Annotated in this window: 13 protein-coding genes; 4 read left to right on the plus strand and 9 right to left on the minus strand. The window is 74.1% G+C overall.

All coding sequences use genetic code 11. The features are described 5' to 3' along the window. From OHA37_RS37485 to OHA37_RS37495, 3 genes are read right to left on the minus strand one after another with little or no spacing between them, the layout of a single operon-like run. Window positions 1–744 carry an aspartate/glutamate racemase family protein gene (locus tag OHA37_RS37485; protein WP_266912308.1) on the minus strand — a complete coding sequence of 248 codons (744 nt, stop codon included), beginning with the start codon at window positions 742–744 and terminating at the stop codon, window positions 1–3. A 34-nt stretch (window positions 745–778) separates the two neighbouring features. Next, complete coding sequence (locus OHA37_RS37490; RefSeq protein WP_266912310.1) at window positions 779–1,843, minus strand: FUSC family protein; 1,065 nt, start codon at window positions 1,841–1,843, stop codon at window positions 779–781. A 36-nt stretch (window positions 1,844–1,879) separates the two neighbouring features. Then, the gene (locus OHA37_RS37495) at window positions 1,880–3,427 is read right to left on the minus strand and encodes a DUF6056 family protein (RefSeq protein WP_266912312.1); all 1,548 of its coding nucleotides are present in this window, start codon (window positions 3,425–3,427) and stop codon (window positions 1,880–1,882) included. 268 nt (window positions 3,428–3,695) lie between these two features. Between OHA37_RS37495 and OHA37_RS37500 the strand changes: the two genes are divergently transcribed. After that, window positions 3,696–5,240, plus strand: a complete 1,545-nt coding sequence (locus OHA37_RS37500) for a hypothetical protein (protein WP_266912314.1) — start codon at window positions 3,696–3,698, stop codon at window positions 5,238–5,240. Between the two features lie 15 nt (window positions 5,241–5,255). Here OHA37_RS37500 and OHA37_RS37505 read toward each other — a convergent pair whose 3' ends face one another. After that, entirely contained in the window at window positions 5,256–5,690 is a 435-nt protein-coding gene (locus OHA37_RS37505; RefSeq protein ID WP_266912316.1) for a hypothetical protein, read from the minus strand. A 184-nt stretch (window positions 5,691–5,874) separates the two neighbouring features. After that, window positions 5,875–8,007: a PIG-L family deacetylase gene (locus OHA37_RS37510; protein ID WP_266912318.1), complete on the minus strand. Its 2,133-nt coding sequence runs from the start codon at window positions 8,005–8,007 to the stop codon at window positions 5,875–5,877. Between the two features lie 632 nt (window positions 8,008–8,639). On the opposite strand from OHA37_RS37510, the gene OHA37_RS37515 reads away from it, so the two are divergent. Then, window positions 8,640–9,863, plus strand: coding sequence for a glycosyltransferase (locus OHA37_RS37515; protein WP_266912320.1), 1,224 nt, complete (start codon window positions 8,640–8,642; stop codon window positions 9,861–9,863). A 305-nt stretch (window positions 9,864–10,168) separates the two neighbouring features. Next, on the plus strand, window positions 10,169–11,782 hold the full coding sequence (locus OHA37_RS37520) for an alpha/beta hydrolase (RefSeq protein WP_266912322.1): 1,614 nt from the start codon (window positions 10,169–10,171) through the stop codon (window positions 11,780–11,782). A gap of 39 nt (window positions 11,783–11,821) precedes the next feature. Here OHA37_RS37520 and OHA37_RS37525 read toward each other — a convergent pair whose 3' ends face one another. Next, entirely contained in the window at window positions 11,822–13,270 is a 1,449-nt protein-coding gene (locus OHA37_RS37525; RefSeq protein ID WP_266912324.1) for an FAD-dependent monooxygenase, read from the minus strand. A gap of 38 nt (window positions 13,271–13,308) precedes the next feature. Here OHA37_RS37525 and OHA37_RS37530 point away from each other — a divergent pair, with 38 nt between their 5' ends. After that, the gene (locus tag OHA37_RS37530) at window positions 13,309–14,007 is read left to right on the plus strand and encodes a TetR/AcrR family transcriptional regulator C-terminal domain-containing protein (RefSeq protein ID WP_266912326.1); all 699 of its coding nucleotides are present in this window, start codon (window positions 13,309–13,311) and stop codon (window positions 14,005–14,007) included. Window positions 14,008–14,031: 24 nt separating this feature from the next. Here the strand turns inward: OHA37_RS37530 and OHA37_RS37535 are convergent, their stop codons facing one another. The 3 genes from OHA37_RS37535 to nadE all read right to left on the minus strand — a co-directional run bounded on the left by OHA37_RS37535 (window position 14,032) and on the right by nadE (window position 16,896). Next, window positions 14,032–15,570, minus strand: coding sequence for an MFS transporter (locus OHA37_RS37535; protein WP_266913438.1), 1,539 nt, complete (start codon window positions 15,568–15,570; stop codon window positions 14,032–14,034). A 61-nt stretch (window positions 15,571–15,631) separates the two neighbouring features. Continuing rightward, complete coding sequence (locus OHA37_RS37540; protein WP_266912328.1) at window positions 15,632–15,886, minus strand: hypothetical protein; 255 nt, start codon at window positions 15,884–15,886, stop codon at window positions 15,632–15,634. A 179-nt stretch (window positions 15,887–16,065) separates the two neighbouring features. Beyond that, window positions 16,066–16,896, minus strand: a complete 831-nt coding sequence (gene nadE / locus OHA37_RS37545) for an ammonia-dependent NAD(+) synthetase (protein WP_266912330.1) — start codon at window positions 16,894–16,896, stop codon at window positions 16,066–16,068. Window positions 16,897–16,967 lie beyond the last annotated feature (71 nt).

Raw genomic sequence — 16,967 nt, forward strand, 5'->3', positions numbered from 1 at the left:
TCATGGGGCCAGGGGGTGTCCGACCAGGCCGGGCTCCGGCCCGATCGGCAAGACACCCCCCAGGGCCGCGTCCACCGCCGCCTCGGCGTGCAGGCGGGCGGTGGGGAAGAGCGGTACGGGACTGTCCGCCGGGCCGATGAGCAGTTCGATCTCCGTGCACCCCAGGACGATTCCCTCCGCGCCCCCGGCGACGAGGTCCTCCATGACCCGGCGGTACGCGGCGCGCGATTCCTCGCGGACGACGCCGAGGCAGAGCTCCTCGTAGATCACCCGGTGTACGAGCGCGCGCCCCTCGGGATCCGGGACGCGGACGTCGAGTCCGCCCGCGGCCAGGCGGCCGCGGTAGAAGTCCTCTTCCATCGTGAACGCGGTGCCCAGGAGCCCGACCCGGCGCAGTCCGGCGCCGCGGACGGCGGCCGCCGTGGTGTCCGCCAGGTGCAGCAGCGGGACGGAGACGGCGGCCTCGACCGCGCCGGCGACCTTGTGCATGGTGTTGGTGCAGATCAGCAGGAGCTCCGCGCCCGCCGCTTCCAGCGAGCGCGCGGCATCGGCCAGTGCCTCGCCGGCTTCCTCCCAGCGGCCCTGGACCTGCAGCCGCTCCATCTCCGCGAAGTCCACGGAATAGAGCACGCAGCGGGCGGAGTGGAGTCCGCCGAGCCGCTCGCGGGTCCGCTCGTTGAGGATCCGGTAGTACTCCGCCGTCGACTCCCAGCTCATACCGCCGATCAACCCGATCGTCTTCATGCGCCCACCATAAGGGGAAATCCGTAATGCCCAGTCATCCATAAGTCGGCCTTTGGTCCTCTGTCGGTGGAACCTCCAGCTCGTCCAAGACCCGGTGCAAGGGCCGGCGCAGGGCAACGGCGACGGGCCGGGAGTCCGCGCGGGCGTAGGCTGCGAGCCCCTCGCGGGCGGCGGTCACGGCGGCCCGGGGATCGTCTCCCGACAAGGCCAGCTCGACGGCCCGCGCGGTGAGCGAGGCCAGCTCCGGAACCCGTAGCCGCGCCCGGGCCAGGTCGGGAGCGAGGTCCTCCCGGCCGGTGAAGGCGGCCACCTCCCCGGCCAGGGTCGCCACGTGCGCGGCCAGCCCGTCGGCGCCGGCGATGCGCCCGGCCCGCAGGCGTACGGAGCCGCGCTGACGGCGGCGCAGGGGGTTGAAGCGCAGGGCGCGTTCGGCTTCACGGGCGCGTGCGGCGCCCGCGTGCACCGCCTCCACATGGGCGTGCACCCGGGCCAGGTTGTCTTGGGCGGCGGCCTGCCCGCCGCCCAAGACCGCGGCGGTGCCGGTGAGGGAACGGCTCAGGCGGGCCCCGCAGTCGGCGGAGACTGCCGTCAGGACGCGCTGGGGGTCGGGCGGCCACAGCAGCGGGGCGAGGAGGATGGTGACGGCCGCGCCCGCCGCGGTCTCCCACACGCGGTCCAGTGCGTAGGAATCGGGGGAGGCGTTGGCGAAGACCAGCAGCGATGACAGCGCGACCTGGATGTTGAGGGCGCCGCCGGCCCGCAGGACCATGCCGACCCCCAGGCCCAGGGCCACCACCAGGGTCAGGGTGAGGGTGGAGGGCTGCCACAGGTTCAGGACGGCGATCGCGATCAGCACGCCCGCCACGACCCCCAGGATCCGCTGCAGCGAGGTGCCCAGGGCCGTCATCGGATCACCGCGCAGGGCCACCAGGGGGACGATCGCCGCGAACACCGGCGGCTGATCGGCGCCCAGCCACAGCGCGGCCTGCCAGGCGGCGGCCACGGTGACCAGGATGCGGGCGGCAGCCGGACCCTCGGTGCGCAGGAGCGCCCGGGCCCGCCCGCCTGGTCGTGCCGGGGAGTCGACGAGATCGGTCATCCGTTCCCTTCGGTGTGACCCCCCGGCACGGACGGTTCAGCGGCGGTGGATCCGGTCGATGCCGTACCACTTCGACACGCAGGCGGCGGCCCAGTCACGCTCGTAGGTCTTCGTGAAGAAGGGCTCGGCGAGACTGCCGATGTACAGGGGCTTGTAGGCCACGTCCGTCGCACCGCGCTCGACCTCGGCCTCGATGCGCGCGTTCTGCGCGTCCCAGGTGATCGAGCGGGCGACCGTCATGGTCGTGAGCCGCTGGACCTCCGGGACCAGGACGGCCACGGAGGCCAGCGCGAGGCCGCACGCCGCCAGCGCCCCGACCAGGAGGGCCGGGCCGGCGTTCCGGTGTGCCCGGAGCCGCCGTCCGCCCCACGCGCCCAGCAGGGCGCCGTAGCCGCAGAGCGCCAGCTCCATCGGCACCAGGTAGCTGGTCCAGGTACGGGCGTACGTCCACCCGGTCGGCCCGTAGCCGCTGCGCAGGCCCACCACCACGGCGAACGAGCCCAGGATCACCACGGGCACCGGCAGCAGCAGGAGGGCGATCAGCGTGCCGCGCGGAACGGTCCTGCGCGGCTCCCGCTTCTCGGGCTCGCCGCCGCCCCGGCGGGACCTGCCCAGGACCATCGCCAGACCCAGCAGCACGCCGACGGCCGCGGCTCCGAGGTAGGCCGGCCGGCCGGTGACGGAGTCCCACATGCGCAGCCAGTCGTCGAAGGTGGCCCGGAGCTCGCCCGCGGACAGCAGGGACTCCTTGGCCGGCTGCTGCGCCCGGCGCCACCGGGCGCCGGGGGAGGTGTAGAGCACGATCAGGCCGGTGACCAGGCCCGCGCACCAGACGAGGCACCAGGTGAAGGGCCGCCAGTTCCGGGCCAGTCCGAGCCGGGGCAGGCAGAGCAGCCCGACCAGGGTCGCGAGGAGACCGCTGACGAGCGCGAACGGCTCGCTCAGGGTGCCGATGGCGAAGGCGATGAGGAACGCGGCGACCAGACCGGTCACCCGGACGGCGGTACGGTGATGGTTGGCGGTCCGCAGGGCCAGCAGGAGCGCCCACACGCCGATGACGCTCGGCACGGTGTGCGAGATCGTGGCGGGGGCCCACAGCAGGGCCTGATAGCTGCGCGGGCCCGCGAAGTAGACCAGTGCCTGGATGACCAGGGCGCACGAGATCAGGACCAGCAGCCGGGGCCTGCCGCCGATGAACCGGACGAACTCGCGGCCCAGCAGCACCAGTCCCACGGTGAACGTCACGGCTATGACCGTGGGCAGGATCTTGGTCCCGACCAGTCCGTCGCCGTAGATGATCCCGCTCAGGAGGGCGTTGGTGATCCTGCCGTTCTGCGTCATGTAGAAGTCGGACGTGATGCCGAAGACGCCCATGTCGCGCGACTTCCACGCGGCGCACCAGTCGTCGGACGTGGGCCGCACGTAGAGACCGAGGAAGCATCCGACGGCGACCAGCGCACCGGCCGCCGCGACGAGCACCGCCCCGGTGGCGGCGAAGACCCCGCGCAGGGGCGGACGACGCCGGCCGGCGGTGTCCTCCACCCTCTCCCTCTCGGTCTCGCCCTGGTCCTCAACTGTGCTCATGTACCTGTCCTTCGCAGCGGAAGCCGGCCGTGAGAAGCGGCCGACGCGCCCACCGCCCGCGGTGACCCCGGGGCCCGCGGAAATCCATGATGTGCACGGCTCGCGGCCTCCGGCATCCTGGGTGCGCCAGGACGGGTACGGAGCCACGGGGCCCCTCCGCGCTCCCGGGTCACCCGCGCGGCGGGCCTTCCGTGGCAGCCTACGCGGGGCGCTCCCAGGATGGGGAATCAGGGTCCGTACGCACACGGGCCCGGCGGAGGGAGCGGCGATGCGAGGTGTCCGGCCCGGCCGTTGGGTGGTCGTCACGGCGGCCCTGGCGAGCGTCGCCGTCCCCGTGTGCACCTCGGGCCACCCACCCACCGGGCACCCTGGACACGCCGCCCGGTACGACACCGGGCACCCCAGCCGGTACGCCGGGCAGCGAGGCGGCGGGCAGCGAGGCGGCGGCCCGGCGCCGTTCGCCCTGCCCGTGGGCCACGGGGGCCGCCTGGCCCCGGAGCCCGGACACGCCCGCCCGGCGGCCCTGGAGGCTCCCACCGCCGGACTCCTGTCCAACACGACCGGCGCCGAGGGCGTTGCGCCGGCCCTCGCCGCGGACGCCCGCTACGTCCAGGGAAGTCACGTCCTGCGGCTCGCCTCCGGCCGGTGGATGTACCTTCCCGACGGCAAGACGGCCTCGGCCGTCGTCGTCGCTGGCCATCCGCCCGCCCGGCGGCAGATCGAACGCAGCCGCGCCTGGCTGGCCTCCGGCCGGGTCCCCGGCACCTCGACCGAGCGGCGCGCGGCGGCCGAACGGGCCCTGCTGGCCATGCGCGCCCTGCTGCGCCCCAACGGCGCCGTGGCGGCGGGCTGGAGCGACGGCTGGAAGTACTCCTGGCCGCGCGACTCCAGCTTCGTCTCGGCGGCCTTCGCGCACACCGGCCACGACGCCGAGGCCTACCGGATCCTCGGCTACAGCGCCGCGACCCAGCGCGCGGACGGCACCTGGGAAGCGCGTACGAAACTCGACGGATCCGGGCCGCCCGACGCCAGGAGCGCGCAGCTCGATGCCAACGGCTGGGTCCCCTGGGCCACCTGGCAGTGGTACCAGGAGGCGCCCCCGGCCACCCGCCGGGCCCGGCTGGCCACCCTCTACCCGATGATCCGCAAGGCGGCCGACCACGCGGCGGCCTCCCTGCGGGCGGACGGACTGCCGCCGGCGTCCCCCGACTACTGGGAGCTGACGACGGCCACCGCGAACATCGGCACGGCCGCCCCGCTGCTCGCCGGGCTCAACGCCGCCGCCGACCTCGCCCGCGAGGCGAACCGGCCCCAGGACGCCGACCGCTGGACCCGCGCCGCCCGGCGGCTGTCGGCAGGCATCTCCACGCGCTTCCTGCCCCTGGGGTACCAGCGCACCGTGGACGGACGCCACGGGCGGGACAGCGCGGTGGCCTTCATGGCGCCCCCCTTCAACGAAGCCCCCTCCGGCCTGGCCGGCGCGCTGGACACCACCTACCGGGAACTGCTCCTGCCCAACGGCGGGCTGACCCCCGGGAACGATCCCGGGGCCCGCTGGGGCGCGTACGCCTGGACACCCAGTACGGCCTTCTTCGCGCTCGCCTGGGCCGGTACGGGGCGGCCCGAGAAGGCCGGACGGGTCCTGGACTGGGTCCTTTCCAAGCGCAACGCGCTCGGTGAACTGTCGGAGAAGGTGGACGGGAAGGGCCGGCCCTCCTCGGTCGCCCCCCTCGCCTGGACGGGCTCCATCGCCGTCCTGGCCCTCGTGGCGCTGGAAGGCACAGGGCTCCCGACCCCGCCCCTGGGCCCCTAGTGCTGTGACCGGGGGTCAGACGGTCTGCGTGCCCTCGCCCGCCGGCGGTGCGGCGCGGAGCCGCTCCAGCGTGGCCAGGAGATCTCGGTAGGCGAGCCGTTCCGCCGCCAGCGCCCGTACGAGGGGGAGGTGCTGCGGTTCACGCCGCGAGCGGGCCGAGACCGCGGCGGCGCGGCGGACCTCCCTCGTACGGGCCACCTCGTTCCTGGCGTCCACGTACGCGGCGTCGAGCAGGCGGTGGTCGAGGACCTGGGCGAAGGCCCGGTCGGCCAGGACGTCGATCCGGTCGAGGTCCTCGGCGCAGCGCTCGGGGGCAGCTGCGGCACAGCCTTCGTCCAGGGCCCGGGACATCGATCCCAGAGTCGCCCCGAGCTCCGGGTACCCCCAGGCCGGCGCCGTGTCGTTCCCGCATCCGGTGGCGAGGAACAGCAGCACGGCGACGGAGGCCACGGCGCGGACCGGGCCCGGCCCCCTACGCCCGGGCGCGCGGGGAGGAGGGGCCGGGGGATCCATCCGTACGGGGGAGCACGCGGTCATGGGAGCCCCGATCACCGGTCGAGTGGGGTGGGACGGTGCCGGGTCCCGGCCTCGGCCGGGACCCGGCGCGGTCCGCCGCCATCGTCGCCCGCACCGCTCAGTGCTGCCACCGGGGACCCTCGGGGCGGTCGGCCGCCTCCTCCGGCGGCGGGACGGCCAGGTACCAGGGGGCGTAGGGCGGCCGGTTGCCGCGCGGCTTGGGGGCGCTCGGGGGAGGGGTCGTCAGGTGCAGACGGGCGTCCAGGCCGAGAACGGCGCCGATGGCCGAGCCGTCCAGCGGGGCCAGGGCCGCCGGGGCGCCCGTGTAGTACATCTGGGATTCGAGCCAGGCCGGTCCGCGGTCCAGGTCAGTGGAGGCGACCGTGCCCGAACCGGCGCGGCCCACGAGCAGGTCCCCCGCTACACCGACGGAGCCGTAGCCGCCGTGGCCGCCCACGGTGGTGACCCGGGAGAACGTCGGTCCGGTCGGGCGGGAGCCGGCCAGCGTCTTTTCGACGTTGCCCGAGCCGGGGCGTCGGAAGTACAGGGCGACTCCGTCACCCTCGGGAACCGCCGAGAGCGGTCCGGCGGTCCACGGCAGTCCGGTCCGTACGGGGGCGCCGAACGGGGCGTCCGGTGCGCGCTGGACCCAGGCCATCACGCTCTTGGTCGTGGGCACGTACACGTGGCGCCGGCCGGCCGTGTCCGTGGCGGTGACCGGGTCGCCCCAGAGCGGTTCCTTCGGGCGGCCGGAGCCGCCCAGGGATGCCCAGCCTCCGAAGGCGCCGCCGGCGGCCGACTGGGCGCAGGCGCGCAGGGTGCGCCGGGTATCGCGGACGTAGACGGTCATCCGGCCGGCACGGTCCAGGGCCACGGCCGGCGCGCTGATCGCCGAGCCGTCGGAGAGGTGGTCCGTGTCCGGGGTGCCCAGCGACCGCCACGGGGCGAACTCGCCGTCGGGCGCCGCCTGGACGGAGTAGACGACTTCGCGCTTGTAGTCCTGGGACTTGGTGCCCAGCGTGGTCCGGGTACCGAAGACCCCTACCCTGCCGTCCGGGAGCCGGACCGCCGTGGCGCCCGTGTCGATCCCGGTCCCGGCGAGGAAGCGGGGCCCCTGCCAAGGCGCCTTGAAGCCGCTGCGCGACCAGTAGGCCATCCGGCCGTCCAGCACGGTGAAGGCCCACAGCTTGCCGGGTGTGCCCTCGGTCATCCAGGAGCTGTTGGCGCCCCGGCTGTACCGGATGCTCCGGTTCCAGCCGGGCGTGTCGCCTTCGGGCCGGGTGGCCAGCTTGCGGTCGCCACAGCCGGCGGGGCTGCCGCACCAGTTTTTGAAGTCCATCCAGGCAAACGTCTTGAGGTAGACGAGCTTCTCCGCGGCGGTCTGCGGGTCGAGGGCCGGTGGCATGCCGGTGTTGGCGTAGCTCACGTAGTTCTGGATCGAGAAGTGCGGCCGATCCGTGGACTTCGCGTAGCGCTCGGCCGCGGCCTGCGCGAAGCGGGCGCCGTATATGTGGTCCTGGTGGTCGGCCTTGCCGGGGCCGGGCGTCGGGTCCTGCGTCCGAATGGTGGTGGGCCGGTACCGCGCGAAGACCGCCGCGATGGCCTCCACGACCTGGTCCTTGCTGTACGAGACCCCGGACTGCTTGACCGGCGTTTCCGAGCTCAGCTGGACGCCCAGCGAGGGGATCTTGTCGCTCCACAGCCTGCGCAGGCTGACCGGCACTTCCTCGCTGACCTTGCCGGCTTCCCGCAGCTGCATCCACACCAGGTTGACTTCGGGCCGCGCGACGAGGACGTCCACTTCGGCGCTCCCGCCGCCGACGGTGGGTATGGAGCGGCGCTGCCAGGCGCTGGCGCGGTTGCCCGTGGCCATCTGCGCGTAGGCGGCCCGTATGCCGTTCTGCCGGGCCTCCGCGTAGGCGGCGTGGTCGGGGGGGCGCACGGGGTCCTGCAGGGCACCCTTGTGGGCCTCGTTGTGGCCGTCGGACTCGCCGGCGGTGAGATAGACGGTGGTGACCTTGATGCCCGTCGATATGGCGCGGCTCACATCGGGGTTCATGAAGTAGAGGTCGTCGTCGGGATGCGCGACCACCTGGAGCACCGTGCCCTCGGTCACACTCGGGCGGTGCGCCGCGGGGGCCGCGGGCTCCGATATGGTCCCGTCGCCGTAGGCCCAGGTCGTCACCCCGACGGAGATGACGGTGAGCGTGGTGAGCACCGCCACGAGGCGGGTGCGGCGGGCCAGGGGCATCTGTGAAGCCTCGGGAATCGGTCGGGAGGGTGCGGAGTTGGGCTGCGGGGCGGGTCGGTGCCCCTTTGGTCCCACCGCTTTCCGGAGACGACCGGGCCCGATTATGCCTTCAGCGCGCGCGCCTGACACACCGTCATGTCCTATATTCCTCGACATGTGGCGACTTTCCCCCTACGGGCCAACTTGGGTAACTATGTCCATATTTCTCGGGAGTGAACTACCGCCCCGTACCCCGACGAACCGTGCCGCCCCCGCCGAGGTCGCAGGCCCGGCACATCCGGCTGTTCGCAGGGCTCGTCCCCTGGTGGCACAGGGGCGGTCTCGCCCCCGGCGCCTGACGCGGAGTCGACGGCCCGGTCGCGAGGCCTCCCTGGTGGTCGCGCGAGGAGGGGGGCCTTCCGTGTGATCGGATCCACACGACGGGCGTCCCCGCCCGAGGCCCTCGGACGGGCAGTCCGCCGCCGGCGCCTCCCTGAAATTTCTCGCGCGGTGCGCACCCGTCGCACCATGATCAACATACCGGGGCCAGGGGGGCTTGCGGCAAGACCCGGGGCGTGGCGGAGAATCACCGACCGAAGCCGGGGTCTCAGGGCCTTTGGTCCCTACCGATGTACCGAAACGGGAGTCGCCGAATGCGTGTGGTGTTGTCGACGTACGGGTCGCGCGGGGCCGTGGAGCCGATGGCGGGACTGGCGGTCCGGCTGCGGGAGTTCGGCGCGCAGGTGCGGCTGTGCGCGCCGCCCGACGAGGAGTTCGCCGTACGGCTGGCAGGGCTCGGTGTGGAGGTGGTGCCGACCGGCGGCCCGGTGCGCCCGCTGGTGACCTCGGTGACGCCGGGATCGGCCGAGGGGCTGGCGCAGCGGGCGGCGGATCTGATGGCCGCACAGTTCGACATCGTCGCCGCGGCGGCCGAGGGGGCGGACGTGCTGGTGGCGACCGGCCCACTGCCGGTCACCGCGGGCGCGCGATCGGTGGCCGAGAAGCTGGGGCTGCGGTACGTACACGCGAGCCACCAGCCGGTCAGCCTGCCGTCTCCCCACCGGCGGCCGCCCGCGCGGCGGGGGCAGCCGCTGCCGTCGGACGCCACCGACAACCAGGCGCTCTGGGACCTGGATGCCCGCATCGCGCACACCATGTTCGGCGAGGCGCTCGACACCCTGCGGGCGGCGGCCGGCCTGGCACCGGTGGACTCCGTCCGTGACTACGCCTTCACCGACCACCCGTGGCTGGCCACGGACCCGTTCCTCTCCCCGTGGCAGCCGACGGGACTCGGCGTGGTGCAGACCGGAGCGTGGTGCGCACCGGACGAACGCCCGCTCCCCGCCGAACTGGTGGACTTCGTGGACGACGGCCCCCCGCCCGTCTACGTGGGCTTCGGCAGCATGCCCCTGGGCGCCGTCGGAGAGGTCGCACGGGCGGCCGTCGAAGAGATCCGGGCGCGGGGCCACCGCACGGTCGTCTCCCGGGGCTGGGCCGGACTGACCCCGGCCGACACATGGGACGACTGTCTCCTCGTCGACGAGGTCAACCATCAGGCGCTCTTCCGCCGGGTGACCGCCGTCGTGCACCACGGCAGCGCGGGCACCACGACGACCGCCACCCTGGCGGGCGTGCCCCAGGTGGTGCTGGCGCAGGGTGCGGACCAGCCCTACTGGGCGGGCCGGGTCACCGACCTGGGCATCGGCGCGGCCCACGAGGGCCCGGCCCCCGCCGCCGGATCCCTGTCGGCCGCGCTGCACACGGCCCTGGCTCCCGAGACCCGCGCCCGGGCGGCCTCCGCGGCCGCCGCGGTCCGCACCGACGGGACGACGGTGGCCGCACGCCTGCTGCTCGAAGGGGTCGCCCCGACCGCTTGACCTCAAGTCCGATCGAGGTCCCGCCGTTGCTCCGGCGCGATCACCGGCGCACTGCCCGCCGCCGGCCGGGGCCCCGGGCGGGGGCCCCGGGCCGGGCCCGCCCTCATCCGGTCGGCCCAGTCGGACGGCGGGCCGAATCCGCAGGCCGGGGCCGTACGTTCCGCATCCCGTCGGGCACGCCGTCTATCCCGGCCCGCTGCGCGGATGGGAACCTGGGCCTGCCGCTCAGCCGAGCGCGGGCGCCCGCTCACCCCCGATCTCGTGGGCGCCCTTGCACCCACCCCGCCATCAAGGGAGTTCACCGCATGCAGACCCGTTTAGCCGATGACGCGCGCAAGCGAGTGGTGTGGGGGATAGCCCTCGTCCTGATCGCGGTCACGGCGCTCCTCGGGGTCAGGCCGGGGGCCGCCACGGCGACCGCCCTGCCCGCCCCGCCCGTACCCGCCCTCACCTGGGGCCCCTGTGCCGACGGCCAGGGCGACGGCTTCGAGTGCGCGACCGCCCAGGTGCCGCTGGACTACCGCAACCCCACGGGAAGCACGATCCCGCTGGCCGTCACCCGCCGGCTCGCGGCCGACCCGGCCCACCGCACCGGCGTCCTGGTGCTGCATCCCGGCGGACCCGGCAACTCCGGCGTGAACTTCGCCCGCAACAGTTACGCCGCGCTCCCCGCCGCCCTCCGTGACGGCTTCGACGTCGTCGGGTACGACATGCGGGGCGTGGCACGCAGCGGCCAGGTGGAGTGCTGGAACGACGCGGAGTACTCGGCCGCCGTCGACGCCGCGCGCGGCGTCCCCGGACCGGGAGCCCTGCAGACCGCCCTCCGGCAGGGCCAGGAGTTCGCCGCCGCCTGCCGGGAACGCGCCGGCGGCCTCGTGCCGTTCATCGGCACCGGGTCGAACGCCAAGGACCTCGACCTGCTGCGGCGCGCCCTCGGCGAGGAGACGCTCACCTTCTACGGCCGCTCCTTCGGCAGTTACGTCGGCACCGTGTACGCCGCCCAGTTCCCCCGGCGCGTGCGCGCCATGGTCCTGGACGGGGGCTACGATCCGCGCCGCTACGCCGACGTGCCGTACGCCTACGACGCCACGCAATTCACCGCGCTGGACGCGGCGGTCGGCCGGTTCCTCGACTGGTGCGCACAGAACGCCACCGCCTGCGGATTCGGCGCGGGCAAACCCCGCGAGGCCTTCGAACAGCTCAAGCGGGACCTCGACGCCGATCCGGTCATCACGCCGAGCGGACGCCCGGCCACCGGCTACACCCTCGCCTACCGCCTGATGTTCAACATCAACTCGGGCAAGGAGATCTGGCCCTACCTGGGCGAGGCGCTGGCCGCGGCCCAGGCGCACAAGACCTCCTTCCTGCTGTCGCCCCCCTCACCCGGGTCCTTCGACTTCCTCAACGTCAACCTCGCCGTCGAGTGCGCCGACCGGGTCTACCCGACCAGCCGGCTCCTCCTGGGCGGACTCGTCAGCGCGGAGGCGGCCTCGGCGCCCCTGCTCGGACCGCCCATCGGCCTGGGACCGCCCACCTACGACCACAACCACGCGCCCGCCTGCGCGCAGTGGCAGGCGGAACGCCCGAGCCGCTACGAGGGCTCCTACCGGGCCGCCGGATCCGCCCCGATCCTGGTCCTCGGCACGACCGGGGACCCGGACACCCCGTACCGCGATTCCGTGGCCCTGGCCGGGACCCTGGAGGCCGGACGGCTGCTGACCTTCGACGCCGAGGGTCACACCGCCTACAACCGGAGCGCATGCGTCAGCGCGCTCGTCAACGACTACCTGGCCACCCTGGCCCTGCCCGCACGGGGCACGGTCTGCGCGGACGAGACGCCCCCGGAGGCGCTCGGCCGACGCGCCACCGGGCCCGTGGAAGCAGACGAGACGAACGACGTGATCCCCACTCTGCGCTGACAGGGGGATCCGCCTCAGCCCCCCGCCTCGGCCCCCGCCTCAGCCGGCCGTCACCGGCGAGCCGGGGCGGGCCAGGCGGGCGAGGTAGCGGGCCAGTCCGGTCGCGTCCTCGCCCGCCCAGCCCACGTACCCGTCGGGCCGGACCAGGAAGAGCCCCTTGCCGTACGGCTCGTACGGTCCGATCCGGTGGACGTGCAGGAACTCCGCGCTCACGGGGGGCAGTTCGGCATCCGTGCCGACGGCCAGCAGGGTGAACTGCGGTCCCCGGAACAGGTCGAAGAGCCTGCGCCCGTCCGGCAGCGGGCCGTCGGGGGCCCGGTCCCCGGATTCCAGAGCGCCCGCGGCCCCCTCGGAGAGGGGGCCGCCCCGGTATCCCAGGCCGAGCTGGCGGGTGGCGCCGCCGCGTTCCTCCTGGCCGCGGTGGATCCGCGTGGACAGGCCCAGTACGTGCGCGGCGACGGGCTGACGCTCCTGCTCGTAGGTGTCCAGGAGCGCGGGGTCGGCTCCGTGGCGCAGGACCTGTCCGAGCTTCCAGCCGAGGTTGTAGGCGTCCTGCACGCTGGTGTTGAGACCCTGGCCGCCGGCGGGGGAGTGCACGTGCGCCGCGTCGCCCGCGAGCAGCACCCGGCCGTCGCGGAACCGGTCGGCCATGGCGGCGCGCGGCCTGAAGTCGGAGGCCCACCGGACCTCGGTGACGTCCTGCGCGTCCAGGTGGGTCAGGGCGGCGACCGCGGCGGGGACGTCGAGATCTGTGAGGTCGTCGGTCCGCGCGACGAACTGGTGCTCGTCGGTGCCGGGCAGCGGGCACAGCGCGGCGAAACCGCCGTCCGGGCCCGGGAACAGGTGCCAGTGGTCGCGGTCCAGCGCTCCGGGGCGCAGCCGGACGTCGGCCACGACCATCGGGGCGGGATCCACGGTCTCGCCGGTCATGCCGATGTCCAGGGCCTTGCGGACCGTGGAGCGGCCCCCGTCGGCGGCCACCAGGTAGGCGGCGCGCAGCACGCTGCCGTCCGAGAGGTACGCGCTCACCCCGTCGGCGTCCTGCTCGAAGCCGGTCAGGGCGGTGTCGAAGCGGACCCGGCCGCCGAGCCCGGTGAGGCGCTCGTACAGGATCTCCTGGGTGCGCCACTGGGGCAGGAGCCGGGCCCGCGGGTGCGGCTCGGTGTCCGTGGGGCCGCCGACGGCGGCGTCGCCGAGCATGTCGTGCTCGCCGACCGGCAGGCCGTCCTGCCAGATCTGCCCGAGGGGTGCGTGGGCGCTCGCCTCCCGCACCGCGTCCCCCACGCCGAGGTCGTCGAAGACCTCCAGGGTCCTGGGCTGAAGCCCCTTGCCCCGCGAGCCGGGGAAGAGGGTGCCGGCCCGCTCGACGACCAGCGCGTGGACGCCGCGGCGGGTGAGGTCCAGGGCCAGGGCCAGTCCCGTGGGGCCGGCGCCGACGACGAGCACGTCGGGAGCCCCGATTTCCTTAACGCTGTTAAGTTCGGTCATGGGCACGAGAATGTGCTTAACGCTGTTAAGTTGTCAAGGTGGTGAGAGAAGAACGAGAAGCAAAACCAGAACGGGTCCGGCTCGACCGGGCGACGGTGGCCGCCACCGCCCTGCGGCTGCTGGGCGACGTGGGCCTGGAGGGACTGACCCTGCGGGCCATCGCCAAGGAGCTCGACGTCAAGGCGCCCGCCCTGTACTGGCACTTCAAGGACAAGCAGGCCCTGCTCGACGAGATGGCCACCGAGATGTTCCGCCGGATGACGGCGGACCTGGACGCGGCCCGTCCCCCCGACGACTGGAAGCAGGCACTGGAGGCCGCGATGCGGGGCCTGCGGGGGCACCTGCTGCGCTACCGCGACGGCGCCAAGGTCTACAGCGGTACGCACTTCACCGACATCAGCTACGCCGCTCCGATGGAGGCCCACCTGCGGACGCTCGTCGCGGGCGGCTTCACGGCTGCCGGGGCGGCCCGGGCCTGGTTCACCGCGTACAGCTACACCATCGGGTACGTGATCGAGGAGCAGTCGATGGGCCCCCTGCCCGGCTCGGACGGGGAGGGCTACGACCTGGAGGCCCGCGCCGAACGGCTCGCCGGCTTCCCGCTGACGGCCGAGGCGGGCCCGGAGATGTTCCGCGATCAGGACGCCGGCTTCGAAGCGGGCCTCGCGGCGGTGCTCGCGGGCATCGCCACGACCCTGCTCCCGCCGGCCGCGCGGCCGGCCCCGCAGGGCCCGTAGGCCCCGTCCGTCGTGCCGGCCCCGTCAGGGCGCCGGGGCGGCGACCCCCGCGCCCCGGGCCTCGCGCCGGTGCGCGGGCGCCGGCGCGGTGATCATGAGGGCGGCCGCGGCGGCGCCCAGCAGCATGATGCCGGCCGCCCACCAGAGCGCGACCCCGAAGCCGTGCACCACGCCCTGGGCCTCGACCAACCGCTGCGCCGGGGACACGGAGGCGCCGTCGGCGGCCTGCGCCGGTCCCGCGCGGTGTGCGGCGACGTAGGCCGTCGCGGCCGTGCTCGCGATGGTGTTCAGGAGCGCCGTTCCGATCGCGCCGCCCACCTGCTGGGCCGTGTTGACCGTGGCGGAGGTGATCCCGGAGTCCTTGCGCGCCACGCCCTGGGTGGCCGTCGACATCACGGGCATGAAGACCAGGCCCATGCCGAACCCGAGGACCAGCATCGCGGGGAGCACGTGGGTCGCGTACGAGGAGTCCACTGTCAGCCGCGTGAGCAGGACCAGGGCCACGGTGGCCAGGAGCAGCCCGGGGACGATCAGCGAGCGGGGCGCGAGCCGGTCGAGGAAGCGCGCGGAGACCTGGGTCGCACCGGTGATGATCGCCAGCGTCATGGGGAGGAAGGCCAGCCCGGTCTTGACGGGGGAGTAGCCGAGGATCAGCTGGAAGTAGTAGGTCATGAACAGGAACAGGGCGAACAGGCCGATGGTCGCCAGAGCCATGGTGAGCAGGCAGCCGGCCCGCGTCCGGTCCCCGATGATGTGCGGCGGAAGCATGGGGTCGCTCGCCCGCGCCTGCCACCAGGCGAACGCGGTGAGCAGGGCGGCCCCGCCGGCGAGGAGGCCGAGGACCGGGCCGTCGGACCAGCCGCGCGGTTCGGCCTCGCTCAGCCCGAAGACGATGGCCGCGAGCCCGCCGCACCCGAGGATCGCACCCGGGACGTCGAGCTTCGCTCCCGTACGCCCCGTGCCGCGCAGGAAGGCGAAGGCGCCGAGGACCGCGACCGCGGCGATGACCACGTTGACGTAGAGGCACCAGCGCCAGTTCAGGTACTCCGTGAGCAGGCCCCCGGCGATCAGGCCGACGGCGCCGCCGCCGCTCGCGATCGCCGCGAACACGCCGAAGGCCTTGGCGCGTTCCCTGGGGGTGTCGAAGGTGGTGGCCAGCAGCGACAGGGCGCACGGCGCGAGCAGCGCCGCGAAGACGCCCTGCAGTGCCCGGGCCGCGAAGAGCATCCCGGGTCCGCTCGCCGCGCCGCCCAGGGCGGAGGCGAGGGCGAAGCCGCTCAGGCCGATGACGAACGCACGCCTGCGGCCGATGAGGTCCGCGAGGCGCCCGCCCAGCAGGAGCAGACCGCCGAAGGCCAGCGAGTAGGCGGTGATCACCCACTGCCGGTTGCCGTCCGACATCCCCAGATCGCGCTGGGCGGAGGGAAGGGCGATGTTCACGATCGTGGCGTCGAGCACGACCATCAGCTGGGCCAGCCCGATGACGGCCAGCGCCCACCAGCGCCGGGGATCGGGAGGTCCCGCCGGTGCGCCGCCGGCGGGCCGGGACGGGGCTTCGGGCATCGGGCCGGATGAGGTTCCGCTGGCGGACGTCATGCGGCCAGCCAAACACGGTTCGTGACGGTCAGCCCGCCTGGAGGTCCGCCGGTGGGACCCTGCGGTCGGGATCGGAGCGTCCGGAGCGTCCGGACCGGTGAGCGGGGAGCCGGGGTCGTCGGCGCTGGGCGCGGCCCCGGGCCGCACCCGCGCCGACCGGCGCGGACGCCGCCCGCTGCCGCCGGACATGGAGCCTGCGGATGGCGGCGTACGCGGCGACGGTGGCGAGACTCGCGGCGCACCAGGCGCCGAGGATCAGCAGGATCGTGCTGAGGACGGCCACGGGGACTCCTCGGGTGTGGAACGACACCACTACGACGAGCCGGGCAATTGTTGCTCGCCGTGACCGTCCAGTACCCCGGGGAGACGGAGTTCACGCGCCCGTCATGCCCGTTTCCGTCCCTCCCGCTCCGGACCTGGCCGCTCCGGTCCCGCCCGCCCCGGCGCCCGGCGCGGACGCCGCTACGGTGCGATCGGCAGCTGCCGCTTGTGCTCGGTCAGGCGGTAGCGGCGGACGATCGTCTCGAAGGGGCGCTCCCCGACCGGCTTGCCCTCCAGGAAGTCGTCGATCTCGTCGTAGGTGACGCCCAGCGCGTCCTCGTCGGCCTTGCCCGGGTCCAGGGTCTCCAGGTCCGCGGTGGGCGTCTTCCAGACCAGCTCGGCCGGTGCGCCCAGGACGTCGGCGCAGGCCCGTACCCGGCGCTTGGTCAGCCCGGTCAGCGGTACCACGTCGGCCGCGCCGTCGCCGAACTTGGTGAAGAACCCGGAGACAGCCTCGGCGGCGTGGTCGGTGCCGACGACCAGGCCGTCGTGCGCGCCGGCCACCGCGTACTGGGCGATCATGCGCTGGCGGGCCTTGATGTTGCCCTGCACGAAGTCCTGGTGGTGGGCGTCGCGGAAGACGGTCCCGCCGGCCAGTGAGGCGGACAGCGCCGCGTCGCTCGCGGGCTTCACGTCCACGGTCAGCACCCGGTCGGCGTTGATGAAGCCGAGGGCGAGCTGGGCGTCCCTCTCGTCGGCCTGGACCCCGTAGGGCAGTCGCATGGCGTAGAACGTCGCCTCGTGCCCGGCCGCGCGGACCCGCTCCACGGCGAGCTGGCAGAGCCTGCCGGCCGTCGTGGAGTCCACGCCGCCGCTGATCCCGAGGACCAGGGAGCGCAGGCCGGTGGAGGTGAGCCGCTCGGCCAGGAACGCCACCCGGCGCTCGATCTCCCGCTCGGCGTCGAAGGCGTCGGTGACCAGGAGCTCCCGGGCGATCTCCTGCTGCAGGGCGGTGGACGCCGGCTGGCTCACGGCTGCTCCTCATGATGGTTCGTCGGATCGCGGTGCGATGCGCTGTCCCGCCGACCCTAACCGAGCGCGCG

The organism is Streptomyces sp. NBC_00335 (assembly GCF_036127095.1).
GTDB lineage: Bacteria > Actinomycetota > Actinomycetes > Streptomycetales > Streptomycetaceae > Streptomyces.

What these genes read in the sequence shown, in the direction of transcription:
- OHA37_RS37515 (WP_266912320.1), top strand. Translation starts at nt 8,640, where the DNA reads ATGCGTGTGGTGTTGTCGACGTACGGGTCGCGCGGGGCCGTGGAGCCG.
- OHA37_RS37520 (WP_266912322.1), top strand. Translation starts at nt 10,169, where the DNA reads ATGCAGACCCGTTTAGCCGATGACGCGCGCAAGCGAGTGGTGTGGGGG.
- OHA37_RS37485 (WP_266912308.1), bottom strand. Translation starts at nt 744, where the DNA reads ATGAAGACGATCGGGTTGATCGGCGGTATGAGCTGGGAGTCGACGGCG.
- OHA37_RS37495 (WP_266912312.1), bottom strand. Translation starts at nt 3,427, where the DNA reads ATGAGCACAGTTGAGGACCAGGGCGAGACCGAGAGGGAGAGGGTGGAG.
- OHA37_RS37500 (WP_266912314.1), top strand. Translation starts at nt 3,696, where the DNA reads ATGCGAGGTGTCCGGCCCGGCCGTTGGGTGGTCGTCACGGCGGCCCTG.
- OHA37_RS37525 (WP_266912324.1), bottom strand. Translation starts at nt 13,270, where the DNA reads ATGACCGAACTTAACAGCGTTAAGGAAATCGGGGCTCCCGACGTGCTC.
- OHA37_RS37535 (WP_266913438.1), bottom strand. Translation starts at nt 15,570, where the DNA reads ATGCCCGAAGCCCCGTCCCGGCCCGCCGGCGGCGCACCGGCGGGACCT.
- OHA37_RS37490 (WP_266912310.1), bottom strand. Translation starts at nt 1,843, where the DNA reads ATGACCGATCTCGTCGACTCCCCGGCACGACCAGGCGGGCGGGCCCGG.
- OHA37_RS37510 (WP_266912318.1), bottom strand. Translation starts at nt 8,007, where the DNA reads ATGCCCCTGGCCCGCCGCACCCGCCTCGTGGCGGTGCTCACCACGCTC.